Annotated in this window: 24 protein-coding genes; 13 read left to right on the forward strand and 11 right to left on the reverse strand. The window is 67.1% G+C overall.

The genetic code is table 11. From position 1 onward, the window contains the following. Positions 1-65 precede the first annotated feature (65 nt). Positions 66-2240, forward strand: coding sequence for an RNA polymerase recycling motor ATPase HelR (helR, locus tag AU198_RS22610; RefSeq protein WP_197416197.1), 2175 nt, complete (start codon positions 66-68; stop codon positions 2238-2240). A 27-nt stretch (positions 2241-2267) separates the two neighbouring features. Here helR and AU198_RS22615 read toward each other — a convergent pair whose 3' ends face one another. Beyond that, positions 2268-2687, reverse strand: a complete 420-nt coding sequence (locus AU198_RS22615) for an Rv2576c family protein (protein ID WP_120271057.1) — start codon at positions 2685-2687, stop codon at positions 2268-2270. A 254-nt stretch (positions 2688-2941) separates the two neighbouring features. On the opposite strand from AU198_RS22615, the gene urtA reads away from it, so the two are divergent. The 7 genes from urtA to AU198_RS26765 all read left to right on the forward strand — a co-directional run bounded on the left by urtA (position 2942) and on the right by AU198_RS26765 (position 8894). Then, a complete protein-coding gene (gene urtA / locus AU198_RS22620; protein WP_064350820.1) occupies positions 2942-4207 on the forward strand; it encodes an urea ABC transporter substrate-binding protein in 1266 nt (421 codons plus the stop codon). Positions 4208-4214: 7 nt separating this feature from the next. After that, on the forward strand, positions 4215-5099 hold the full coding sequence (gene urtB / locus AU198_RS22625) for an urea ABC transporter permease subunit UrtB (protein WP_064350821.1): 885 nt from the start codon (positions 4215-4217) through the stop codon (positions 5097-5099). Continuing rightward, complete coding sequence (gene urtC, locus AU198_RS22630; protein ID WP_064350822.1) at positions 5096-6214, forward strand: urea ABC transporter permease subunit UrtC; 1119 nt, start codon at positions 5096-5098, stop codon at positions 6212-6214. The genes urtB and urtC overlap by 4 nt, the downstream gene beginning before the upstream one ends. Continuing rightward, a complete protein-coding gene (gene urtD / locus AU198_RS22635) occupies positions 6211-7029 on the forward strand; it encodes an urea ABC transporter ATP-binding protein UrtD (RefSeq protein WP_064350823.1) in 819 nt (272 codons plus the stop codon). Before urtC ends, urtD begins: the two co-directional genes overlap by 4 nt. Beyond that, a complete protein-coding gene (gene urtE / locus AU198_RS22640; protein ID WP_064350824.1) occupies positions 7029-7721 on the forward strand; it encodes an urea ABC transporter ATP-binding subunit UrtE in 693 nt (230 codons plus the stop codon). Before urtD ends, urtE begins: the two co-directional genes overlap by 1 nt. Before the next feature lie 103 nt (positions 7722-7824). Next, the gene (locus AU198_RS26500) at positions 7825-8355 is read left to right on the forward strand and encodes a hypothetical protein (protein WP_197416198.1); all 531 of its coding nucleotides are present in this window, start codon (positions 7825-7827) and stop codon (positions 8353-8355) included. Continuing rightward, positions 8352-8894 carry a hypothetical protein gene (locus AU198_RS26765; protein ID WP_064350825.1) on the forward strand — a complete coding sequence of 181 codons (543 nt, stop codon included), beginning with the start codon at positions 8352-8354 and terminating at the stop codon, positions 8892-8894. Before AU198_RS26500 ends, AU198_RS26765 begins: the two co-directional genes overlap by 4 nt. An 84-nt stretch (positions 8895-8978) precedes the next feature. On the opposite strand, the gene hisS is transcribed toward AU198_RS26765, so the two are convergent. Together hisS and AU198_RS22660 are read right to left on the reverse strand one after the other, a co-directional pair. Continuing rightward, a complete protein-coding gene (gene hisS, locus AU198_RS22655) occupies positions 8979-10244 on the reverse strand; it encodes a histidine--tRNA ligase (RefSeq protein ID WP_064350826.1) in 1266 nt (421 codons plus the stop codon). A 9-nt stretch (positions 10245-10253) separates the two neighbouring features. Further along, complete coding sequence (locus AU198_RS22660) at positions 10254-10940, reverse strand: MBL fold metallo-hydrolase (protein WP_064350977.1); 687 nt, start codon at positions 10938-10940, stop codon at positions 10254-10256. 104 nt (positions 10941-11044) lie between these two features. Here AU198_RS22660 and AU198_RS22665 point away from each other — a divergent pair, with 104 nt between their 5' ends. Genes AU198_RS22665 through AU198_RS22675 form a run of 3 tightly spaced genes read left to right on the forward strand, consistent with a single transcriptional unit; the run spans position 11045 to position 14029 of the window. After that, entirely contained in the window at positions 11045-11914 is an 870-nt protein-coding gene (locus tag AU198_RS22665; protein WP_064350827.1) for a peptidylprolyl isomerase, read from the forward strand. 4 nt (positions 11915-11918) lie between these two features. Further along, positions 11919-13049: a SecDF P1 head subdomain-containing protein gene (locus AU198_RS22670; RefSeq protein WP_064350828.1), complete on the forward strand. Its 1131-nt coding sequence runs from the start codon at positions 11919-11921 to the stop codon at positions 13047-13049. Then, positions 13046-14029 carry a peptidylprolyl isomerase gene (locus tag AU198_RS22675; protein ID WP_064350829.1) on the forward strand — a complete coding sequence of 328 codons (984 nt, stop codon included), beginning with the start codon at positions 13046-13048 and terminating at the stop codon, positions 14027-14029. Before AU198_RS22670 ends, AU198_RS22675 begins: the two co-directional genes overlap by 4 nt. A gap of 4 nt (positions 14030-14033) precedes the next feature. On the opposite strand, the gene AU198_RS22680 is transcribed toward AU198_RS22675, so the two are convergent. The 7 genes from AU198_RS22680 to yajC form a co-directional block, all read right to left on the reverse strand. After that, entirely contained in the window at positions 14034-14327 is a 294-nt protein-coding gene (locus AU198_RS22680) for a DUF4333 domain-containing protein (protein ID WP_064350830.1), read from the reverse strand. 133 nt (positions 14328-14460) lie between these two features. Beyond that, positions 14461-16815 carry a RelA/SpoT family protein gene (locus tag AU198_RS22685; protein WP_064350978.1) on the reverse strand — a complete coding sequence of 785 codons (2355 nt, stop codon included), beginning with the start codon at positions 16813-16815 and terminating at the stop codon, positions 14461-14463. An 83-nt stretch (positions 16816-16898) separates the two neighbouring features. Further along, positions 16899-17465 (reverse strand): adenine phosphoribosyltransferase, encoded by a 567-nt coding sequence (locus AU198_RS22690; protein ID WP_064350831.1) that lies wholly within the window; start codon positions 17463-17465, stop codon positions 16899-16901. Further along, on the reverse strand, positions 17432-19123 hold the full coding sequence (locus AU198_RS22695) for an ABC transporter substrate-binding protein (RefSeq protein WP_082691164.1): 1692 nt from the start codon (positions 19121-19123) through the stop codon (positions 17432-17434). Before AU198_RS22695 ends, AU198_RS22690 begins: the two co-directional genes overlap by 34 nt. Positions 19124-19126: 3 nt before the next feature. Next, positions 19127-20407 (reverse strand): protein translocase subunit SecF, encoded by a 1281-nt coding sequence (gene secF / locus AU198_RS22700; RefSeq protein WP_064350832.1) that lies wholly within the window; start codon positions 20405-20407, stop codon positions 19127-19129. Positions 20408-20410: 3 nt separating this feature from the next. Then, positions 20411-22213 (reverse strand): protein translocase subunit SecD, encoded by a 1803-nt coding sequence (gene secD / locus AU198_RS22705; RefSeq protein WP_064350833.1) that lies wholly within the window; start codon positions 22211-22213, stop codon positions 20411-20413. A 78-nt stretch (positions 22214-22291) separates the two neighbouring features. Further along, a complete protein-coding gene (yajC, locus tag AU198_RS22710; RefSeq protein WP_064350834.1) occupies positions 22292-22627 on the reverse strand; it encodes a preprotein translocase subunit YajC in 336 nt (111 codons plus the stop codon). Positions 22628-22923: 296 nt separating this feature from the next. Between yajC and AU198_RS26850 the strand changes: the two genes are divergently transcribed. Both AU198_RS26850 and AU198_RS22715 read left to right on the forward strand, forming a co-directional pair. Continuing rightward, the gene (locus AU198_RS26850; RefSeq protein WP_286141480.1) at positions 22924-23049 is read left to right on the forward strand and encodes a hypothetical protein; all 126 of its coding nucleotides are present in this window, start codon (positions 22924-22926) and stop codon (positions 23047-23049) included. Then, entirely contained in the window at positions 23046-24488 is a 1443-nt protein-coding gene (locus AU198_RS22715) for a gamma-aminobutyraldehyde dehydrogenase (protein ID WP_064350835.1), read from the forward strand. The genes AU198_RS26850 and AU198_RS22715 overlap by 4 nt, the downstream gene beginning before the upstream one ends. Before the next feature lie 68 nt (positions 24489-24556). On the opposite strand, the gene AU198_RS22720 is transcribed toward AU198_RS22715, so the two are convergent. After that, positions 24557-24865: a cytochrome P450 family protein gene (locus AU198_RS22720; protein ID WP_064350836.1), complete on the reverse strand. Its 309-nt coding sequence runs from the start codon at positions 24863-24865 to the stop codon at positions 24557-24559. Positions 24866-24986: the final 121 nt, after the last annotated feature.

Below are 24986 nucleotides of genomic sequence, written 5' to 3' on the forward strand. Positions count from 1 at the left end.
CACGTTCGATAGGATGTCAAGGTCGACGCGCGCGAGCCGGCGGTGACCCGACAGAGAGGGGCAGTGTGCCGATCGAGGGCCACGAGGACGAGCTGGCATCCGAACAGCGCTACATCGACGGCTTGTATGCGCGACTCGACGCCGAACGCGCCCGCGTGCGCAAGCACTACGACGCTGCGCTGCGCGGTGATGGCGGCTCGCTGGTCGACCGGGACGCCGAGGTGCGCGCGGTGGCCAAGCGGATGAACCGGCTCAACGTCGCCGACCACGGTCTGTGCTTCGGTCGGCTGGACAGCGTCACGGGCGATCGTCTCTACATCGGTCGCATCGGGTTGCTGGACGAGGCCAACGAGTACGAGCTACTGCTCCTCGACTGGCGGGCTCCCGCGGCGCGCCCCTTCTACGTCGCCACCGCGGCCCACCCGGAGGGTATGCGCCGGCGGCGCCAGTTCCACTCCATCGGGCGTCGCATCACCGATTTCACCGACGAGACCCTGGGCCGACCCACCGAAGGCGCGCAGGGTGACGCCGCACTGCTCGCGGCGGTCAACGCGCCTCGCGGCGAAGGCATGCGCGACATCGTCGCGACCATCCAGTCCGAACAGGACGAGATCATCCGGCTCGAGCGCCCGGGCGTGCTGGTGATCGAGGGCGGCCCCGGCACGGGCAAGACCGTCGTCGCATTGCACCGCGTCGCCTACCTGCTCTACACGCAGCGGGAGCGGATGGAACGCCATGGCGTGCTGGTGATCGGCCCGAACACCGCGTTCTTGCGCCACATCGACCGGGTGCTGCCCTCGCTCGGCGAAACGAACGTCGTGTTCATGACGACCGGTGATCTCGTTCCCGGCCTGCGGGTCACCGCCGAGGACTCCCCCGACGCGGCGCGGGCGAAGGGTTCGCTGACGATGCTGGACGTGCTGGCAGCGGCGATCGCCGACCGGCAACGGGTTCCCGAAGAACCGGTGCCGATCAAGCTGGCCGACGTCACCGTCCGGATCGACGCCGAGACGGCCGAGTGGGCGAGCCAGGAGGCCCGTGACAGCGGCTTACCGCACAACGACGCGCGCGCGGTGTTCGTCGACGTCATCACCTGGGTCCTCACCGAGCGTGCGATCGCCCGCATCGGCAAGGGCTGGCTGACGCGCGACGACAAGGCGGCGTGGGAACACCTGCGAGCCGAGCTTCTCGACGAGCTCGGTGACCACGAAGCGTTCAACACCGCCCTCGACGATCTGTGGCCGCAGCTGACGCCGGAGGCTCTGCTGGCCGGGCTCTACGAGTCTGCCGAACGGCTCACTGCCGCAGGCGCTGACGAGTCCCTGTTGCGCGCGCACGGAGATGCGTGGACGGTGTCGGACGTGCCGCTGCTCAACGAGCTCGTCGACATGCTGGGCGGGGTCGAACCCGACGCCGCGGCCGAGACGCAACGCCGGGAGGAGGCCGCCTACGCCGCGGGCGTGCTGGATCTGATGGTGGCCCGCGAGGACCTGATGGACGACGAGGACCACCTGATCGCCGCCGACCTGCTCGACGCCGAGGATCTCGCCGAGCGGTTCGTCGAGCGCGACAACCGTGAGCTCGCCGAACGTGCTGCCGCAGACCGTGATTGGACGTATCGGCACGTCGTCGTCGACGAGGCGCAGGAACTCTCGGAGATGGACTGGCGGGTGCTGATGCGTCGGTGTCCCAGCAAGTCCTTCACCGTGGTCGGTGATCTCGCGCAGCGCCGATCGGCCGCGGGCGCCACGTCATGGGGCTCGATGCTCGATCCGTATGTGCCCGGGCGCTGGGTCTACCGGCCGCTGTCGGTGAACTACCGCACGCCCGCCGAGATCATGGACGTCGCCGCCGGCCTGCTCGCCGAGTTCGCTCCCGACGTGCGGCCACCCGAATCGGTTCGCGCATGCGGTGTTCGGCCATGGGCGCGCCTTGTCGACGACGAGGAGCTGCCCGTCGCGATCGAGCAGTTCCGCCGCGATGAGGACGGCCGCGAAGGGACCAGCGTCGTGATCGGACCTTCGGGAATGGCCGGGACGGTGTCACCGTCGGAGATCAAGGGATTGGAATTCGACGCGGTTCTCGTCGTCGAGCCGGGCCGCATCCTGGCCGACGGTCCGCGCGGAGCGGCCGACCTCTACGTGGCGCTCACGCGAGCGACACAGCGGCTCGGTGTGCTGCACACCGAGCCGCTGCCACCCACGTTGAAATTGTGCGAACTGCAGAGTGTGGCCGACTGAGCGGCCGTGATACCTACTGCGGTGCGGTCACCACTGGCTGAGCTGACACTGCACCGTGTAGGTGCCGTCCTGCTGCACCGCCACCTGACCGTCGATCGCGATCTCGCAGTGCGGGTTCGGGGAGGCTTGCATGGCGTGTACGCCGGTGCTCGCGGTGAGGATCGCCCACTGCGGGTCGGCCATCGTCGTCTCGAACACCCACGGCACGCCCGGCTGCAGGACCACTTCTTCCTTCTTCAGGTACGCATACGCGTCGGCGTTGTAGGCCTCCTTGCTCGGAGGCTGAGCCGTCAGATAGTTGAGTTGGAAGTCGGCAGGGGCCGTTGACGTCAGCGTGTACCGGACCACGTGGCCTTCCGACTGGGCATTGGCCGTCGCATGGCTGACCGCGACTGACGCCGCCGCCACCATGAGTGCCGCCCCGACCTTGGCTGTAGCTGTTCGCATGTTCGTCACATCGCCGGACGGTACCAAACCGTTACAGCCACGGCATCGCCGCTGGCGAGCGCCTTCCATCCGCCAGTGAATGGCGAACGACCTGCGGAGAAGTCACAGGTTAATTTGTTCGTCACACGCAGACATTTCCCAGAAACACCACCGCTCTAACGTCCCGATTCGACAACCACGCGATGTCGGGACCACGCGCCCGGCTCGACGCTCATCGCCGATGTGCGCTGCGGATATATAGGGAAAGGCTGTTCATGCGACTACCACGACGGTCCTCCGTGAGACGTTCAGCCCTTGTTGCCGGCGGAATCGTCGCTGCGACGAGCCTGGTGCTGGCCGGCTGCGGAAGCAAGGCGACCGAGTCGGACTCGGCGAACGCCCAATCGTGTGTGGACACCTCGGGCTCGACGATCAAAGTGGGTGCGCTGAACTCGTTGTCGGGCACCATGGCCATCTCGGAAGTGACCGTTCGCAACGCCATCGACCTCGCGGTCGAGCAGATCAACGCCTCCGGTGGTGTGATGGGCAAGCAGATTCAACTCGTCGGTGAGGACGGCGCATCCGAGCCGACGGTGTTCGCGGAGAAGGCCGAGAAACTGATCAGCAGTGACTGTGTGGCAGCGGTGTTCGGCGGGTGGACCTCCTCGTCGCGCAAGGCGATGCTGCCGGTCTTCGAGAGCGCGAACTCCCTGTTGTACTACCCCGTGCAGTACGAGGGTCTGGAGTCGTCGAAGAACATCTTCTACACCGGCGCCACCACCAACCAGCAGATCGTGCCCGCCCTGGATTACCTCAAGGAGAAGGGCGTCAAGTCGCTCTATCTGGTCGGCAGCGACTACGTGTTTCCGCAGACCGCCAACCGGATCATCAAGGCGTACGCGGGCGCCAACGGCATCGAGATCAAGGGCGAGGACTACACGCCCCTGGGCTCGACGGACTTCTCGACCATCGTCAACAAGGTCCGCACCGCGGGCGCCGACGCCGTGTTCAACACCCTCAACGGTGATTCGAACGTGGCCTTCTTCCGGGAGTACCGCAATGTCGGCCTGACCCCGGAGGCCATGCCGGTGGTATCGGTGTCGATCGCCGAGGAAGAGGTCGGCGGCATCGGTATCCAGAACATCACCGGCCAGCTCACCGCCTGGAACTACTACGAAACCGTCGACAACCCGGTCAACAAGGCGTTCGTCAAGGCCTACAAGGACAAATACGGCGCCAACAAGCCGACGTCGGATCCGATGGAGGCCGCCTACGTGTCGGTGTACCTGTGGAAGAACACGGTCGAAAAGGCAAAGTCGTTCGACGTCAAGGCGATTCAGGACAATGCCGGTGGCGTGACGTTCGACGCGCCGGAAGGTCTGGTCACCATCGACGGCGAGAACCACCACATCACCAAGACCGCACGCATCGGCGAAATCCGTCCCGACGGGCTGATCTACACAATCTGGGAGTCGCCGGGGCCGATCGAACCCGACCCCTACCTCAAGTCCTATCCGTGGGCAGCCGGCCTGTCCAGCTGAGCCACCTATGGATGTCCTGATCGGGCAGCTGGCAACGGGATTGAGCCTCGGCTCGATCCTGTTGCTGGCCGCGCTGGGGTTGTCGCTGACCTTTGGCCAGATGGGCGTCATCAACATGGCGCACGGTGAGTTCATCATGGCCGGCTGCTACACCGCCTACGTGGTGCAGCAGATCGTGTCGAGCGCCGGTGCGTCGCTGTTGATCTCGCTGGCCGTCGGATTTGTGATCGGCGGCGCGATGGGCGCTCTTCTGGAGACAACGCTGATCCGCCGGATGTATCACCGCCCGCTGGACACACTGCTGGTCACCTTCGGTGTCGGGTTGATCCTGCAGCAGGTCGCCCGCGACGTCTTCGGAGCCCCCGCAGTCAATGTGGTGGCGCCGGCGTGGCTGTCGGGCGGGGTGGAGATGTTCGGGGCGGTCGTGCCCAAGACGCGGATCTTCATCCTGGTGCTGGCCGTGGTCTGCGTCGCGGCGCTGGCCACCGCCCTCAAGGTCAGCCCGATGGGACGGCGGATACGGGCCGTCGTGCAGAACCGCGACCTCGCCGAAACCAGTGGGATCTCGTCCCGCAAGACCGACATCACAACGTTTTTCATCGGCTCGGGCTTGGCCGCGGTGGCCGGTGTCGCGTTGACGCTGATCGGTTCGACCAGCCCGACCATCGGGCAGAGCTATCTGATCGACGCCTTCCTGGTTGTCGTGGTCGGTGGACTCGGCCAGATCAAGGGCACGGTGATCGCGGCGTTCGCGTTGGGCTTTTTGAACTCGTTCATCGAATACAACACCACCGCATCACTGGCGAAGGTGATCGTGTTCGTGATCATCGTGATCTTCCTGCAGGCACGGCCGCAGGGCCTGTTCACCGTCCGGACAAGGAGTCTCGCGTGAGAACCTTCGTTGGCCGCTGGCAGACCTGGGCCGGTTTCGCGGTGGCCGCGGTGCTGCTGTTCGCCGTGGCGCCCGCGGTGCTGTCGGACTTCCGGCTCAGCCTACTGGCCAAGTTCCTGTGCTTCGCGATCGTCGCGGTCGGCATCGGGCTGGCCTGGGGCCGCGGCGGCATGCTCGTGTTGGGTCAGGGCGTGTTCTTCGGGCTCGGCGGCTACATGATGGGCATGCATCTGAAGATCGCCGACGCGCAGTTGCGCGGCGACGATGTGCCCGACTTCATGCAGATCGCCGGAGTGCGCGAACTGCCCGGTTACTGGCAGCCGTTCGCCTCCCCCGCCTTCACCGTGGCGGCGATCGTGCTGGTGCCGACGGCGATCGCGGCCGCACTTGGACTCGGTGTGTTCAAACGCCGCGTCAAGGGCGCCTACTTCGCGATCCTGTCCCAGGCGCTGGCGGCCGCGCTGGCGATCCTGCTCGTCGGGCAGACCAGCTTGGGTGGCAGTAACGGGCTCAACAGGTTTCGCACGTTCTTCGGGTTCACCCTCAACGACCCGGCCAACCGGCGAATGCTGTACTTCATCGCCGCCGGTGTGCTTTTGGCCGTCGTCGCGGTGGTCCGCCAACTCATGCAGAGCCGGTACGGCGAGCTGCTGGTGGCGGTCCGCGACGGTGAGGAGCGCGTCCGATTCCTCGGATACGACCCGGCGAACATCAAGGTGGTCGCCTACACCGTGGCGGCATTGTTCGCCAGCATCGCCGGTGCGCTGTTCGCACCGATCGTCGGGTTCATCGCGCCGTCGCAGGTGGGCATCCTGCCTTCGATCGCGTTCCTGATCGGCGTGGCGATCGGTGGGCGCACCACGCTGCTGGGGCCGGTACTCGGCGCGATCGGGGTGGCGTGGGCGCAAACCCTGTTCTCCGAACGCTTCCCGTCCGAGTGGACCTACGCGCAGGGTCTGCTGTTCATCGTCGTCGTCGGCTTCTTCCCGGCGGGACTGGCCGGGCTGGGTGTGCTGTTCAAACGGCGCCGGATCCGCCGGCGCAGCAAGCCCGTCGAACCCGAACCCGAACCGCAGACCGATCCCGACACCGAGAAGGTGGGCGCAGCCACATGACCCTTCAAGCGGAGCCGATTGCGGGCGGCAACGTCGGTATGGGCACCGAGTACCTCGAAGTACGTGGTCTCACAGTCGATTTCGACGGTTTCAAAGCGGTCAGCGATGTCGATCTGACCCTGTTCCAGGGTGACCTCAGATTCCTGATCGGCCCGAACGGTGCGGGCAAGACGACGGTCATCGACGCGATCACCGGCCTGGTCAACGCCGCCGGGTCGGTCAACAAGTCCGGCGTCGAACTGCTGGGCAAGAAGGTGCATCAGATCGCCCGACTCGGGGTGGGGCGCACGTTCCAGACGGCCACCGTTTTCGAGCAACTGACCGTGTTGCAGAACCTCGACATCGCCGCGGGTGCGGGACGGTCGGCGTGGACGCTGTTACGTCGACGCAAGGGTGTGCTGCCCGCCATCGAAGAGGCGCTCGACACCATCGGGCTGAGCGACCTGGCCGACAAGCCGGCCGGGGTGCTGGCCCACGGGCAGAAGCAGTGGCTGGAGATCGGCATGCTGCTGGTGCAGAACGCCGAGGTGCTGCTGCTCGACGAACCCGTCGCCGGCATGAGCAACGAGGAGCGTGAGGAGACTGGAAAGCTGTTGCGCCGCATCGGTGCCCAGCGCACAGTCGTCGTCGTCGAACACGATATGGACTTCATGCGCGCGTTCGCCACGTCGGTGAGCGTGCTGGCCCGCGGGCAGGTGATCGCGGAGGGCACCGTTGCCGAGGTGCAGGCCAACCCGAAGGTTCAAGAGGTCTACCTCGGCACCGCAGCGGCCGGGACCGCCGATGTGCCCGCCGAACTCATCGAGGAGCCCTGATGCTGTCACTGGTCGACGTGCGTTGCGGTTATGGTCGTTCCGAGGTCATCCACGGAGTCAGCGTGAATGTGCCCTCCGACGGGGTCGCCGCGGTGATGGGCCACAACGGCGCGGGTAAGACCACGCTGCTGCGCGCCGCCGTCGGGTTGCTGAAATGCAGTGCCGGCAAGGTGCTCTTCGACGGTGACGACATCAGCCGGCTGCGGCCGAGCGCGCGCGTCGCGCGTGGATTGGCCTACGTGCCGCAGGGGCAGCAGTCGTTCGGTCAGCTGACCACGATGGAGAATTTGCAGGTCGTCGCGGACGGACGCAAGAACGGCAAGCGGCTCATCGACGAACAACTCGACCTGTTCCCCGCATTGCGGGAGTTGTTGACCCGCCGCGCCGGTCTGCTCTCTGGCGGTCAGCGCCAGCAGTTGGCGATCGCCCGCGCGCTCATCACCACGCCGAAGTGCCTGATCCTCGACGAGCCGACCGAGGGTATTCAGCCGTCGGTGGTCGCCGAGATCGAGGCCGCGATCACGTCGCTGACCCGGCGGGGTGACCTGGGCGTGCTGCTGGTCGAACAGCACATCGGTTTCGCGCTGGAGTCCTCGCAGCACTATTACGTTCTCGAGTCCGGGCGCGTGACCTCCGACGGTGCGGGCGGTTCGGCCTCCGAGGCCGACGTCCGCGCCGCCATGGCCATCTAGTGCCCTCCCTTTGTTGCGCGAGCGTGCGAGTCTGCAGACGACACGCCGCAGATTTCCAGCAGTTTGCGCACGCTCGCGGCCGCCGAAGTGGCACAGTGCACCCGTGACCACAGCTTCGGAGCCACAGGTACTGGCCGACACCGGCGGTCTTGTCGTCACCGACGACGGCCGTCGGGTGCTCGTCGTGGATCGAGGCACAGGTGCGCTGACGGTGTTGGCGTTCGTACTCGGCGTCCTGACGCTCGTCGTGGCCGGGTTCGGGCTGGTCGCAGTGATCGGCGGTGTTCCGTCGCGGGCGCTGGGCGCCGCCTTCCTGGCCGTCGGCGTGGCGTTGGCGGTGGCCGCATTCTTGGTCGTCCGCAGAATCCGCCGGTACCGCAGCCGACCGCTGCACGAGTGCCGGCCCGCCGCGGTGCTGGATCGCAAGCTCGAACTGTTCAGCTACCGCGGCGGCGCCTTGGTGCAGTTGGATCAGGTGCGTTTCGCGCGCAAGTTCCAAATCGGTTCCAGCTCACCGAAACTGGTCGCTGTCACCCCCGGCGGCACGAAGACGCTCAAGCGGGGTAACCCGTTCGACGGCGGGGTCGGGCACATCGACGAACTCCTCAACTCGGTCGCCCGCGGCTCTGCGTGAGCACACCGCTCGAGCCGATCCCGCTGGCGGATCAGGGCGCGGTGGTGGTGGCCGAACGGGGACCCGAGGTCCTGCTCATCGACCGCGGACGGGCGCCGACGGAGATGACGGTGCTGTTGTTGACGGTGTCGGCGTTGATCTTCGGCGGCTTCGGCGCCGTGTCGATCTTCTACGCGCTCGCGTATTCGATGATGTGGCCCTCGGCGGCGATCGGCGCGGGACTCCTCATGATCGGCATTGCGGCCTTCAGGGCGATGATTCGCGGGGGCGCGGCACTTCGACACATGCGGATGACGTCGCTGAGCGCATATCCCCCGGTGGCCGTCTTCGACCGCCGACACCAGACCTACCGCGACGGCGCCGGTGAGATCGTGGCCCCGCTGAACCAGGTGCGGTTCGAGCGACGTTCGCGACTGCTGACGTCGAGTCTGGTCGCGGTCACCCCGTCGTCGACGCGAACTCTTATGCGGGGCAACGTGTTCAGCGGCGGCGTCGGGATGCTCGAACGGGTGCTCACCGCTGCCGTGCACCGCGTTTGAGCACGCTCGCCGGCCCGCGAGCGTGCGCAAAATAGCGGAATTTCGCGGCATGTCGTGCGCAAACACGCACGCTCGCGCAACAAATCAGGCGCGGTTGAGGCGGGCCAGCACTTCGGTCAACACGTCGTCCACCGGCACATCCGTCTGCTGGCCGGTGGCCAAATTTTTCACTCCGACCGTGCCCGCTTCGATGTCGCGGTCACCGGCCAGCAGCGCCAGCGCCGCACCCGAGCGGTCCGCGGCGCGCATCGCGCCTTTGATACCGCGGTCGCCGTAGGCAAGGTCGACGCGCACACCCGCCGCCCGCAGTCGCGCGCCCAGCACCGACAGCGTCACCTTGGCCTGCTCCCCCAGCGGAACACCGAACACATCGACGCGCGCCGTCCCGCCGACGGTCTTGCCCTCGGCATTCAACGCCAACAACGTGCGATCGACACCCAGCCCAAACCCGATGCCGGACAGGTCTTTTCCGCCGAGCTGCGCCATCAGGCCGTCGTAGCGTCCGCCGCCACCGATACCCGACTGGGCGCCGAGCCCGTCGTGGACGAACTCGAACGTCGTCTTGGTGTAGTAGTCCAGCCCGCGCACCATGCGCGGGTTGATGACGTACGGCACCGCCAACGCGTCCAGGTGCGCCAGCACGGTGTCGAAGTGCTGTTTGGCGACATCCGACAGGTGGTCGAGCATCACCGGCGCATCGGCGGTCATCTCACGCATCTTCGGGCGCTTGTCGTCGAGCACCCGCAGCGGGTTGATCTCGGCGCGCCTCCGCGTCTCGTCGTCGAGGTCCAGCTTGAACAGGAAGTCCTGCAACAGTTCCCGGTACTGCGGACGGCAGGTCTCGTCGCCCAGCGAAGTGATCTCGAGGCGGAAACCGTCGAGCCCCAGCGATCGGAAGCCCGCATCGGCGACCGCGATCACCTCGGCGTCCAGCGCCGGGTCGTCGACGCCGATGGCCTCCACCCCGACCTGCTGCAGCTGACGGTAGCGGCCGGCCTGAGGACGTTCGTACCGGAAGAACGGCCCCGAGTAGCACAGCTTCACCGGAAGCGGCCCGCGGTCCAGGCCGTGCTCGATGACGGCGCGCATCACCCCCGCGGTGCCCTCGGGCCGCAGCGTGACCGAGCGGTCGCCGCGGTCGGCGAACGTGTACATCTCCTTGGACACCACATCGGTCGATTCGCCGACCCCACGCGCGAAGAGCGCGGTGTCCTCGAAGATCGGCAGTTCGACGTCGCCGTAGCCGGCGCGCCGTGCGGTGTCGAGCAGACCGTCGCGCACACCGACGAACTGCGCCGAATCGGGTGGCAGGTAGTCCGGGACGCCCTTGGGCGCCTGAAATTCACTCACTGGAGCTCACTAGGTCAAGCCTTCGAGAAACGGGTTGGTGCGGCGTTCGACGCCGATCGTGGACTTCGGGCCGTGCCCCGGTAGTACCACGGTGTCGTCGTCGAGCACCAACAGTTTGTTGACGATCGAGCCGAGCAGGTCCCGGCCGCTGCCGCCCGGCAGGTCCGTGCGGCCCACCGACTGCCGGAACAGGGTATCGCCCGTGAACGCGACCGCACCCGGCCCCGATCCGAAGCCCTCCTCGACGCGGAACACCACCGACCCGCGGGTGTGTCCGGGCGTGTGGTCGATGGCGACCGTCACACCGCCCAACTCCACCTTGTCGCCGTCCTTGTCCAGTTCGATGACCTGCCTGGGCTCGCGGAACAACACGCCGAACGCCGAGCTGGCCAGCCCCCCGATGAAGCCGCCCCCGAAGTCCTTGATCGGATCGGTCAGCATGAAGCGGTCCTCGGGATGGATGTACGCCGGGCAGCCGTACATGTCGGCGACCTTCTGCGCCGACCAGATGTGGTCGATGTGTCCGTGCGTCAGCAGCACCGCCGCAGGTGTCAGGCGGTTCTCGTCCAGGATCCGGCGCAACGGCCCCATCGCCCGCTGGCCGGGGTCGACGACGATGGCGTCGGCTCCGGCCCGCGGGGCCAGCACGTAGCAGTTGCACGCCAGCATGCCGGCGGCAAACCCGGTGATGAACACGACGTCCAGTTTCCCACCACGCGATGGCGTGGGTGGCGGCGCCACACTCAGCAATGCCTGGCACACTCGTTTCCGATCGACCGACAAAGAGGAGGACATCAGCGGTGCCGACCAACGAACAGCGGCGGGCGACGGCGAAGCGCAAGCTCGAGCGGCAGTTGGAGCGCCGCGCGGAGAAGGCACGCAAGCGGCGCCTGTACACGATCATCGGCTCGGTCGCGGGCGCGATCGTCGTGATCGCCGCGGTGGTCGCGGTCGTCGTCACCAACCGTGATTCCGAGAGCCAGACCGCAGCCGCCACCGAGACCTCCCCCACCTCGGCCGCGCCGTCGGCGCCCGGCTCGCTGCCCGCGTTCGCCGCCCCGGCCGGGCTCGGCGAGAACTGCCAGTACCCGGCGTCCGCGGAGCAGGCCAGCAAGCAGGTGAATCCGCCCCGCGCCGGCAAGGTGCCCACCGAGCCCGCGGAGATCAGCGCCAGCATGTCCACCGACCAGGGCAACCTCGGCCTCCTGCTCGACAACGCCAAGGCGCCGTGCACCGTGAACAGCTTCGCCAGCCTCGCCCAGCAGGGCTACTTCGACAACACCCCCTGCCACCGGTTGACCACCGCCGAACAGCTCAAGGTGCTGCAGTGCGGCGACCCGACCGGGAAGGGCACCGGCGGGCCGGGCTACTCGTTCGCCAACGAGTACCCGACCAACCAGTTCCAGCCCGACGACCCGAAACTCCAGGAGCCGGTCACCTATCCGCGCGGCACCCTGGCCATGGCCAACGCCGGCCCAAGCACCAACGGCAGCCAGTTCTTCCTCGTGTACCAGGACTCCAAGCTGCCGCCGAACTACACGGTGTTCGGCCGCATCGACGAGACCGGGCTGGCCACGTTGGACAAGATCGCGCAGGGCGGGGTCGACGGCGGCGGTCAGGACGGCGCGCCGGCCACCCCGGTCACCGTGAAGTCCATCCTGTTGGACTGACGCCGTGACCGCGCCCCCGCCCTACGGCGGTCCCCCGCCGCCGTACGGCTATCCGGCGCAGCCGTACTCCTACGGCTACCCACCGCCCAAACGACCGTCACTCGCCGGGCCGTACCTCGTGTTGTCGCTGCTGGCCGTGCTCATCATGGCGTATGCCGCGGTAGCGATTCTGACGCGGGCGGAATGGATGGGTACCGGCCCACGGGCCGGCACGCAGGCCACATTCAGCGTGCACGCGCTGGACGGATCAGCGCCTTCCCCCGAGGCGCTGTCCCAGACGCGCGACATGGTCGTCGCGCGAGCGCACGAGATGGGATTACCGAATGCGCAGGTGACCTCCGACGGCGACGCTTTGACCGTGACCGCCCCCGGCGACGCCGACGCGGTACGTGCCGTCGGCCGGATCGGACGGATGTACATCCGTCCGGTGATCTATGCGATCCCGGCAGAGCCCAGTACTGCGACCCCCGCGGCGCCGCAGCCGCCCGACCCCGGGCTGGCGCAGCGTATCGCCGACGAGCGACAGTTGCGACAGAGCACCGACGAGCAGATCCAACTGTTGGCTTTACAGTTCCAGGCGACTCGGTGCACGGACGATGACGATCTGGCCGGCCATGACGACCCGAATCTGCCCCTCATCACCTGCTCGCAAGACAGCGAAGAGGTGTATCTGCTCGACAAGGCGATCATCAACAGTGAGCAGATCGTGGACGCCACCGCTGACCTGGACGTAAAGCGGGGCGAGTATGTCGTTGACCTTCAGTTCGACGGCGTCGGCAGCGAGGTGTGGGCCGACTTCACCGCCGCAAACACCGGTGCCCGGGCCGCGTTCGTATTGGACACGAAGGTGGTCAGCGCACCCGAGATCGGCGAACCCATCCCGGACGGGCGCACCCAGATCACCGGTCAGTTCACGGCCGGCAACGCCCGTGCGCTGGCGAGCCTCCTGAGCCATGACGCCCTGCCTGTTTCCCTGAAATTCGAGTCGTCAAAGCCGGAAACGGTTCCGGGGCAACCGGGTTCGACACCGCTACGCATCGGATTGCTTGCCGGTGGGGTCGTGTTGTCGACTGCTCTCGTCGGTGCCGTCGTGTATGTGGTGCGCCACCGCACGGCCTCGGGAGCAGTTCGATGACCGCGCCGCCGCAACCACCGCCTTACGGCGGATACTCGCTGGGCTGTCCACCGTATCCGCCGCCCAGGCAGACCAACTCGCTGGCCGTCGCGGCGCTGGTGTGCGCGTTCGTGTTCGCGCCGCTGGGCATCGTGTTCGGGCACGTGTCGCTGTCGCAGATCAAGAAGTCCGGCGAGGACGGCCGCGGGCTGGCGATCGCGGGGCTGGTCATCGGGTATCTGGTGACGATCTTGGCGGTGCTGGTCGTCGTCGTCAGCGTCGTCGTCCTCGCGGCGGTAGGGCGCGACCTCGCGAGGTTCGACGCTGTAATTCCCGACGACACCGCCACAGGGGGCTTGGCGGTCGACGAACTCCCGAAGTTCGACCCTCCCGCGACACTCGGGTCGAACTGCCAGTACCTGCGGAGCCCCGAACCGTCGAGCGAGCCGGCCACGCCGCCGCGCACGGGCCGCGTGCCGACGAACCCCGCACGCGTCAGCGCAAGCGTCACCACCAACCAGGGCAACATCGGCCTGCAGCTGGACAACGCCAAGGCCCCGTGTACGGTCAACAACTTCGCCAGCCTCGCCCAGCAGGGCTTCTTCGACGACACCCCCTGCCACCGGCTGACGACGGCCGTGCATCTCGGGGTATTGCAGTGTGGCGACCCCACTGGCACCGGCACCGGCGGACCCGGGTACCAGTTCCCGAACGAATACCCGACCAACCAGTACCGGTTAAGCGATCCTGCGCTCCGATCGCCGGTCCGCTATCCGCGCGGGACGCTGGCGATGGCCAACGCGGGGGTCGGCACCAATGGCAGCCAGTTCTTCCTCGTCTACGAGGACTCGCAGCTTCCGCCGACGTACACGGTGTTCGGCACGATCGACCAGACCGGTCTGGCGACGCTGGACAAGATCGCGGCGGAGGGAGTCGCCGACGGCAGCGAGGACGGCAAGCCCGTCGCCGACGTCGTCGTCGAGTCGATCCGACTGGACTGAGCGACTACTCGGCCGGCGCGGTCTCGATGTAGAACTCGACGTCCTCGCCCTCGACTTTGGTGACCCGCATGTTCGCGGTGTACGGCATCCCTTCGGGTCCAGTGAACGTGCATTCGAACTTCGCGCCTTCTTTGGCCTCGACGTCCTCGGGGCACTTCACGTCGGTCGGTGTGAAGCCGGTCTGCTCGGAGACGAGGTTGACGACGGACTGAGCAGCGGCTTCCGGTTTGATCGTCGACCCGCAACCAGCCACCGCGAGTCCCAGAGAGGCGAGAAGGACGAATACCGCGGGCCGCATCGTCGCAGTATCCCAGAACGAGCAAAAATTGACGCGCTTCAGCGAAATTTGCGGGCTACGCCGCTTCTGCCCGATTGCGGCTCACGCCGCTTCTGCCCGATTGCGGCTCACGCCGCTTCTGCCCGATTGCGGCTCACGCCGCGGACGTAACCCGGTAGACGTCGTACACGCCCTCCACATTGCGCACGACATTGAGCACATGGCCCAGGTGCTTGGGGTCACCCATCTCGAAGGTGAACCGACTGATGGCCACCCGGTCGTTGGACGTCGTCACCGATGCGGACAGGATGTTGACCTTCTCGTCGGCCAACACCCGCGTCACATCCGACAGCAACCGGTGCCGGTCGAGCGCCTCGACCTGGATGGCGACCAGGAACACCGACGACGGCGACGGCGCCCACTTCACGTCGATGATCCGCTCCGACTGCTGCTGCAGCGACCCGGCGTTCGTGCAGTCGGTGCGGTGCACGCTGACCCCGCCGCCGCGGGTGACGAAACCCAAGATGTTGTCGCCGGGCACCGGCGTGCAGCACTTGGCGAGCTTGGTCAGCACACCGGGAGCACCCGGCACGGCCACCCCGACGTCGTCGTTGGTGCGCTGACGCACCGGCATCGTCGCGGGCGTCGAACGTTCGGCGAGCTCGTCGGAGGCCTCCTCGTCGCCACCGACCTGGGCGACCAGCCGCTGCACAACGTGCCGTGCCGAGACATGCCCCTCGCCCACCGCGGTGTAGAGCGCCGAGACGTCGACGTACCGCAGTTCGCGCGCCAGCGCCCCCATCGACTCGGCGTTCATCAAGCGCTGCAACGGAAGTCCGCCGCGACGAACCTCGCGGGCGATGGCGTCCTTACCGGCTTCGAGCGCCTCCTCGCGGCGTTCCTTGGCGAACCACTGCCGGATCTTGGCTTTCGCGCGCGGCGAGACCACGAAGGTCTGCCAGTCGCGCGACGGTCCGGCGTTCAGCGCTTTCGACGTGAAAACCTCGACCACTTCCCCGTTTTCGAGCTTGCGCTCCAACGCGACGAGGCGGCCGTTCACCCGTGCGCCGATACAGCGGTGACCGACCTCGGTGTGCACCGCATAGGCGAAGTCCACCGGCGTCGACCCGGTCGGCAGCGTGATGACATCACCCTTGGGGGTGAAGACGAAGATCTCCTGCACCGCAAGGTCGTAGCGCAGCGATTCGAGGAACTCACCAGGGTCGGCGGCCTCTCGCTGCCAGTCCAGAAGCTGTCGCATCCACGCCATGTCGTCGATCTCTGCCGACGAGTGCTGGTTCGGAACGGCGTTGCGGCCCTTGGTTTCCTTGTAGCGCCAGTGCGCGGCGATGCCCAGTTCGGCCGTCTTGTGCATGTCGTGGGTGCGGATCTGCACTTCCAGCGGCTTGCCCTCGGGCCCGACCACGGTGGTGTGCAACGACTGATACACGCCGTAGCGCGGCTGAGCGATGTAGTCCTTGAACCGTCCCGCCATCGGCTGCCACAGCGAGTGCACGACACCCAAAGCCGCGTAGCAGTCGCGGATCTCGTCGCAGAGGATGCGCACGCCGACGAGGTCGTGAATGTCGTCGAAGTCGCGGCCCTTGACGATCATCTTCTGATAGATCGACCAGTAGTGCTTGGGGCGGCCCTCCACCACCGCAGTGATCTTCGACGCGTTGAGCGTCGCGGTGATCTCGGCGCGCACCTTGGCCAGATACGTGTCGCGCGACGGCGCACGATCGGCGACCAGCCGCACGATCTCCTCGTACTTCTTGGGGTGCAGGATCGCGAAGGCGAGGTCTTCGAGTTCCCACTTGACCGTCGCCATGCCCAGCCGATGCGCAAGTGGGGCAATGACTTCCAGCGTCTCGCGCGCCTTGCGTTGCTGCTTCTCGGGCGGCAGGAAACGCATCGTTCGCATGTTGTGCAGCCGGTCAGCGACCTTGATCACCAGCACGCGCGCATCCCGCGCCATCGCGATGATCATCTTGCGGATGGTCTCGCCCTCCGCGGCGGTGCCCAGCGCGACCTTGTCCAGCTTGGTGACGCCGTCGACCAGATGGCCGACCTCGGTGCCGAACTCCTCGGTCAACGCTTCCAGGGTGTATCCCGTGTCCTCGACCGTGTCGTGCAGCAGCGCCGCGATCAGCGTCGTGGTGTCCATGCCGAGCTCGGCCAGGATGTTGGCCACCGCCAACGGATGGGTGATGTAGGGATCACCCGAGCGGCGCAGCTGATCGGCGTGCCGCTGCTCGGCCACCTCGTAGGCCCGCTGCAGCAACTGCAGATTGGCCTTCGGGTAGATCTCCTTGTGGACGGCGACCAGCGGCTCCAGCACCGGGTTGATCGCGCTGCGCTGCGACGTCATCCGGCGCGCCAACCGGGCTCGCACGCGGCGCGACGCGCTCGCGGAGGGCTTCGGCATCTCCAGCGGCTGCGTCTCGGGGATCTGGGCGCCGGGCGGCGCTGACTGCACGGCCTGGCCCGTGCCGGGTTCCTCAGCCATGGTCACCTCCCGGTCTGATCGTTCACGCAAGCGCTCATCGGTGTCGACTGCGGCGTCGCAACGTGCGCCTTCGAGGATATCCCTCAGACCCGGTACAGCGACGTGACCGGCAACGGATCGAGCGCTTCACGGCCGCCCAGCGCGGTCAGCTCGAGCAGCACCGCGGCGCCCGGCACCGAAGCACCCGCGTTCTGCAGCAGCTTGACCGCCGCGGCGGCGGTGCCGCCGGTGGCCAGCACATCGTCGACGATGAGCACCTTGCGGCCGCCGAGGTCGATCCCGTCGGCCGGAATCTCCAGCGTGGCCGTGCCGTATTCGAGCGCGTAGGTCTCGCTGAACACCGGCGGCGGTAGCTTGCCGCCCTTGCGGATCGCCAACACACCGGTCCCCAGCCGCAACGCGACCGCCGCGCCGAGCAAAAAGCCGCGCGCGTCGATGCCCGCCACCAGGTCCGCGCCGCGGGCGATGTCGGCGAGCGCATCGGTGACCGCGGCCAGCCCACGCGCGTCGGCCAACAACGGGGTGAGGTCCTTGAACGCGACGCCCGGTTCGGGGAAGTCGGGCACTTCGCGCATCATCCTCGCGATCAGCGTCGAGATGTCTTCTCCGTCGGCGCTCACCGGTCCAACACCCAACGGTCCATGTTCCATCCCGCGCCCCACCGCGTCGGACTACTGCTCACAGCGAACATCTTCTTCGACGTCAGCACCGTGCGCTGCTGGCGGTACAGCGGCAGCGTCGGCATGTCGGCCCACAGCACCGGGCCACCCTCGCCGAGCAGCCGCGCCATCTCCTTGGGATCGTTGGTGATCGCTATCGCCGAGATGACCCGGTCGACCTGCGGATTGGAGTAGCGCGGCAGGTTGTTGCCGTTTCCGGTGTGGAACTGATAGGCGTCCATCGCCGACGAGCCGGTCGACCCGCTGCCCGCGGCGCCGCCCGTGCTGGCGATCAGTACGTCGATCTTGTTGTCGCGCAACGACAGTGGGCCCACGGCGTCGCCCGCAGCGTCTTCGACGGTGATCCCGGCCGGCGCGCACGCCTTGGCGATGGCGCCGACGGTCGCCGCCAACCGCGCGTTCGGGCTCTGATACCCCATGCGCACGGTCAGGGGGCGCGCGTTGAGCGCCGCCCGGGCGGCGTCGGGGTTGGCCGCGACGAACTGTCCGGGCTCGGGACCGGCCTCGGCCCCGCTGTAGGCATCCTCGGTCGCGGGATTGAGCCGCGAATTGGCGATCGGCTGCTCGGCGTTGCGGGCGATCACGTCGCGCGGCGTGCACAGGGCCAGCGCGCGGCGAGCCGGCGGGGCCGCCAACGGCCCCTGCGGCGCGAAGATCAGCTGTTGGATGCCGGCCGACGGAGCATCCGTGCGCACGTAGTCATCGGGCATGTTCAGCGTGCCCGATGATCCGGTGGCGATGTCGACGACGTCGTAGGCGCCCTGATTCACGCGCTCCTGGATGTCGGCGCCGCGCGGCCACACGGTGACCTTCTTGGTGACCGGCTCGGCGCCCCACCACCTGTCGTTGGCCACCAGCTCCACGGCCCCGTCCTCGGTCACCGAGTCCAGCTTGTAGGGCCCCGACGAGGGAAACCGCTTCAGGTCGAGATCAGGCTTGAGGTCCCAGCCGGTGTTCCAGACCGCGGCGATGCGCTCCACCGCGGCGCCGTCGTTCTCGAGAATGGCCCGGGTGACTCCGCCGTCGCCCAAACCCAGTTGGTCGGCGATGACGTGCGACGGCATCATCGACGTCGCGGAGAACAGCTGCCCGAAGTCGACGAAACCACGATCGGGGGCGAACGACACCCGCGCCTTCTTCTGCCCCGGCGTGCAGTCCACCGTCGCGATATCGCTGTAGCCCGCGCGGTTGGCCGCGTCGAAGTCCGGGAACCGCCCGGACTGCGACGCCCACGCCAACACGACGTCGTCGCAGGTGATTGGTTTGCCGTCGGAGTACACCGCATTCGCGTTGACCTCGTAGTCGAGCACCAGCGGTTGTCTGCCGACCACCGAGATGGTCCCGAAGTCGTGATCGCCGACGATCTGGCCGTCGGGTCCGTGGTAGTTGAAGCCGGTCAGCACCCGGGCGAACGCCTGCGGACCCGCCGAAGCGGCGCCGGCGACGGTGTTGGTGTTGTAGGTGATCAGCGTGCCGTCGACGGCGTAGTCGATGCTGTCGGCAGGGCTGCGCGTGCACGCCGACGCCAACGACGCCGCGAGCACCAGTACCGCCGCCAGGACACCGCAACGCCGGATCGGGTTCACTGCCCTCGCGGGCTGTGTGCCCGCCCGCTTGCCGGCGCTCATCCCCTACCGCCGCCGCGTGTCGCGCTTACCCGACGGACGTCCGGTCCGGCTGCTGGTCGGTCGCACAGGACGCGCCCCCGGCGCGGGTTTGTCCGGCGGCGGCGTAGTCCGCGTGGCGGCCTCGACACGCGCGGACGCGGTGGCCCCGACGGTCTCGGGCTCGTCGGAGTCTTCGTCCGCTCCCTCTGCTTGGGAGGCCCTGGCCGCCGCGTTCTTGCGACGGTTCATCACCCGGCGGGTGTGGTTGCGCACAAGGTCGGTGCGCTCGCGCAACGTCACCAGCAGCGGGGTCGCGAAGAAGATCGACGAGTAGGTACCGACGATGACGCCGACCAACTGCACCAGCGCCAGGTCCATCAGCGTGCCCACGCCCAGCAGCCACACCGCCACGACCATCAGCGCCACGATCGGTAACACGGAGATGAGGCTGGTGTTGATGGACCGCATGAAGGTCTGGTTGACGGCGAGGTTGGCGTGTTCGGCGAAGGTGCGTCTCGTGGTGTGCTCGAAGCCGTGGGTGTTCTCCTCGACCTTGTCGAACACGATGACGGTGTCATAGAGCGAGAAGCCGAGAATCGTGAGCAGGCCGATCACCGTGGCCGGGGTGACCTCGAAGCCGACGAGTGAGTAGACGCCGGCGGTGACCACGAGATCGAACACCAGCGTCGCCATCGCCGCGATCGACATGTAGCGCTCATAGCGCAGCATGATGTAGATGGTCGCCAGCACGAGGAAGACCACCAGCGCGATCAGCGCCTTCTGGGTGATCTGCCCGCCCCACGTCTCCGACACCGCGGAATCGCTGATGGCCTGCTTGCTGGGCTGCCCGTCCGCCCCCCTGGGCTTGAACGCGTCGAACAGCGCGGTGCGCAGCTCCTCGGTCTCCTCGTTGGTCAGCGTCTCGGACCGGATCTGCACGGTGGCCGATCCGCCGCTGCCGACCACGACCACCGACTCCGGGCTCTTGCCCAGCGTCTGGCTGAAGACGTCCTCGACCTGCTGGGTGGTCACGGTGCCCGATTCGGTCGCGGTCGGCATCGACACCTTGGTGCCGCCCTCGAAGTCGATGCCGAAGGTGAAGCCGCGCAGCAGCATGCTGGCCAGGCAGACCAGGACGATCGCACCGCTGACCGCGTACCACAGCTTGCGCTTGCCGATGACCTCGAAGGCCCCGGTGCCGGTGTAGAGGCGGACGAAGAAGCCGTGGCGAGGCGTGGCGGACTCGAGGTCCGGCGCCTCCACGGCGGTGCTTTGCGGTTCGTCCGATGACTGTTTGGGCGCCATATGTCAGTCCCGTCCCGTCGCGTGCGCGGCCGCTCGTCGCTCCCTGGCGATCTGTTGCACCGCACCGAGGCCGTTCAGCGAAGGCTTGGCCAGTGTCGGCGACTTCGACGCCAGATACACCAGCGGCCACGTCACCAGGAACACCACGACCACGTCGAGGATCGTGGTCAGCCCCAGGGTGAACGCGAAGCCCTTGACCTGTCCGACCGCGAGGACGTAGAGCACCGCCGCGGCGAGCAGCGTCACCGCGTTGCCGGACACGATCGTCTTGCGGGCCCTCGCCCAACCGCGGGGCACCGCCGACCGGAACGAACGCCCTTCGCGGATCTCGTCTTTGATGCGTTCGAAGAACACCACGAACGAGTCGGCCGTCATACCGATACCGATGATCAGACCGGCGATACCGGCGAGGTCCAGCGTGTAGCCGATCCACCTGCCGAGCAGCACCAGTATCGCGTAAACCATTGCACCGGAAGCGACCAGCGACAGCGCGGTCAACACGCCCAGCATCCGGTAGTAGAGCAACGAGTACGCCAACACCAACGCCAGCCCGACCGCACCGGCGATCAGGCCCGCGCGCAGTGACGACAGACCCAATGTGGCGGAGACGGTTTCAGCCTCCGACGACTCGAAGGACAACGGCAGCGAACCGTACTTGAGCACGTTGGCCAGCTCGCGGGCCGACTGCTGAGTGAACTGGCCGCTGATCTGAGTGCGTCCACCCGGGATCGGCTCCCGGATCTCGGGTGCGCTCATCACCTTCGTGTCGAGCACGAACGCGGTCTGCGTCCCGACGTTCGCGGCGGTGAAATCCGCCCAGATCTTCGCCCCGTCGCTCTTGAACTGGAGGTCGACGACGTACTCACCGCGCTGCTGGTCGAGACCGGAGGTGGCGTCCTGGATCTGCTCTCCGTTGATGATCGACTTGTCCAGCAGGTACACCTCCCTGCCGTCGGCCGAGCAGGTGATGAGCGGAAGGTTCGGGTCGTCGTTACCCGCGAGCACGTCGTCCTCGTGGCAGCGCGTGGCTTGGAACTGCAATGCCAGGATCTGAACCTGCTGTTCGGTGCTCTGCCGCAACTGCTTCTCGTCGGCGATGCGCTGCGCGAGCGGAATGTCCTCGGGGGACGTGGGCGTGGTCGTCGGTTCGGGAGCCTCCGGCGCGGGTGACGGCTCTGGGCTGCCCGGTGTCGGAGGCGGCTCCGGTGCGGGCTGCGCGGGCGGCTCCTGAGGATACGGACGCGGCTGCGGAGCCGGTGGAGCGGCGGGCTCGGCCGGCGGCTGCTGGCCGGCGGGAGGCTGCTCACCGGGCGGCGGTTCGGTGCCCGGCATACCCGGAATCACTCCGCCCGGCATCCCGGGAATCGGACCGCCCGGAGGCGCACCCGCAGGCCCCTCCGTCGGCGGCTGCTCGCCCGGCACCTCGGCGGGCATCACATGCACGACCGGGCGGATGTACAGGCGTGCCGTCTGGCCGAGGTTGCGGGCGTCGCTGCTCTCGCTGCCCGGAACGGTGATGACGAGGTTGTTGCCGTCGATGATCACCTCGGAGCCCGACACGCCGAGACCGTTGACCCGGTCGTTGATGATCTGCTGCGCCTGGCCCAACGCCTCGCGCGTGGGAGGCGACCCGTCGGGCGTGCGGGCGGTGAGGGTGACGCGCGTACCGCCCTGCAGATCAATGCCGAGTTTGGGTTCGGGCTTCTTGTCTCCGGTCAAAAAGACCAGGCAGTAGGCGCCGACGAGCAACACCAAAAAGAGCGAGAGGTAGCGGGCAGGGTGCACCGGCGTCGAAGACGATGCCACGTTTTGTCAGGTCTCCTCGGAATCGGTTCGTCAGCACCGCAGAGACTACGGGCTCGGGCTGTGAAGATGCCCGCGGACTCAGCCGTCGGTCTTGGTGTTGGGGCTTTCGGTGAGCTCGGTCGCGGTCGACTCGGGCTCGTCGACCTCGAACTCGTCGTCATCGCTGATGCGGTCGCGCACCGCCAGCTTCATCCAGGTGGTCACGACACCGGGCGCGATCTCCAGTTCGACCTCATCGTCGGTGATGCCCTTGACGGTTCCGACCAGACCGGATGTGGTGTGCACACGGTCATCGATCCGGAGCGATTCGTGCAGGTCGATGGTGGCCTGCATGGCTTTCTTCTGTCGGCGGGACGCGAAGAACATGAATGCGCCCAGCACGATGAGCAGGGGAAGGAAGACAACCAAATCCATGGCGGCAGAGTCTTTCGTTAGGTCATATGGTCACGGCGCAGCGCCGGTTCAGGCGCGCACCCATAAGTGACCAGTGTGCCATTGCGGGCTTCCGCGGCGACCAGCCCACCGCGATGAGACCGTGAATCGTCTCTGCCGCGACCGGGCCGGAGCGCTCCGAGACACCCGTGTTCAACGAATTCCGTCGTGTTCGCGCCGTGTAACCGCGGATCACCCCGCACTCGCCCGTCGTTATCAACCGTATCGGTGCCGTCTTGGTTAGGCTCTTGCTCGATGAGCACCGTCGACGAGAGCCGGTGGTTGTCTCGCGGACCTTCGGCGATGCGCTGCGCTCCCGTCCGCCCCTGACGACCAGCGACGTACCGGTCGACGACCGTCAGCGGATGCGCTCCAAACCCGGTACCGAAGAGAGGATCGAATGACCGGCGACTTCAAAGTCCAGAACTTCATCGGCGGCGAGAACGTCGACTCGGTCAGCGGTGCCACCATGCCGCTGGTCGATCCGTCGAGCGGTGAGCGGTACGGCACCGCACCGATCTCCAACGAAACCGACATCGACAACGCGTACGCCGCCGCGTCGAAGGCGTTCACCGACTGGAAGCGCACTACGCCGTCGGTGCGGCAGAAGGCGCTGCTCGACTTCGCCGACGACGTCGAGGCAAGTGCCCAGGCGCTGGTCGAGGCCGAAGGACGCAACACCGGTAAGCCCAACCACGTGACGATGGCCGAAGAGATTCCCCCAATGGTGGATCAGATCCGCTTCTTCGCGGGCGCGGCGCGAATGCTCGAAGGCAAGTCCGCCGGCGAGTACATGGAGAACCACACCTCGTGGATCCGCCGCGAACCGGTCGGGGTCATCGGGCAGGTGGCGCCGTGGAACTACCCGATGATGATGGCGATCTGGAAGTTCGTGCCCGCCGTTGCGGCGGGCAACACCGTCGTCATCAAGCCCAGCGACACCACCCCGGTGACGACGGTGATGCTGGCCCAGATCGCCGCCAGGCATTTTCCGCCCGGAGTGCTGAATGTCGTTTGCGGAGACCGGGAAACGGGCGCCGCAGTCGTGGCGCACCCGACTCCGCAGATGGTGTCGATCACCGGTTCGGTCGCCGCGGGGCGTGCGGTGGCGGTCAGCGCCGGCGGACACCTCAAGCGCACGCACCTGGAGTTGGGCGGCAAGGCGCCGGTGATCGTGTTCGACGACAGCGACATCGCATCGGCCGCTGAAGGCATCGCGACGGCGGGCTATTTCAACGCCGGACAGGACTGCACAGCGGCAACACGCGTGCTCGCAACGGCGCGGGTGGCCACGGACCTGACCGAGGCGCTGGCCGAGCAGGCGCGCGCCGCGACGACGACGTACGGCAGGCCCGCCGACGACGAGGACGCGTGGGTGCCGCCGGTGAACAACTCCGCTCAGTTGGAGCGGGTGCTCGGGTTTCTGGGAGACGTGCCGTCACATGCCTCGGTCGCGGTCGGTGGAGGACGCCAGGGCGACAGGGGTTTCTACGTCGAACCGACGGTGATCGGCGGCCTGCGGCAGGACGACAGGTTGGTTCAGCAGGAGATCTTCGGGCCGGTCATCACGGTGCAGGCGTTCTCCGACGAGGATGGGGCGATCGCGTGGGCCAACGGCACCGAATTCGGATTGGCATCGTCGGTGTGGACGCGCGATGTGTCGCGCGCGCTACGGGTTTCGGCTGCCCTCGATTTCGGCTGCGTGTGGATCAACACGCATATCCCGCTGGTGGCCGAGATGCCGCACGGCGGGTTCAAGTCGTCGGGCCACGGTAAGGACCTGTCGATGTACGGGTTCGAGGATTACACCCGCATCAAGCACGTCATGGCCTACACGGGCTGACGTTCCGCGCGATTTGTGGAGCGTCAGCGGCGCTGACCGCCGGTGCGGCTCCACGAATCGCCAATGGGTCAGAAGACCCTGACGCCGATCAGCGTGGAGACAAAGCGGTAGATGTCGTCGACGGTCAGTTCGATGCCGTCCACCTCCACGTCGATCAAGTTGGACAACAGGTCGTCGGTCGGCTTCCAGCAACGCTCGGCGATCTTGACGTCGATGTACTGGTACAGCGCCTCTTCGTCGTGTGGCGTCGTCGGGCCGCCGGCCAACCGCGCGAACAGCGGCCAGTCCTCCTGGGGGAAGCCGAACGCCTCACACACCGCGGTAGCCGAATTCTGGCGCGCGACAGTGGAATCGGTGATACCAGGCCTGTCGGACATGGGTGGCCTCCTGACAAAGACTTAAGTCACTATCGAATGACCGCCTGCAGACTTCATCCGCCGAGCGGCGCATTTCCGAAATGGTTAGATAGCCAGGCTATCTTCAGCCGGGCGCGCAGGC

Source organism: Mycobacterium sp. GA-1199 (assembly GCF_001500045.1).
In the GTDB taxonomy this organism is placed as follows: Bacteria; Actinomycetota; Actinomycetes; order Mycobacteriales; family Mycobacteriaceae; genus Mycobacterium.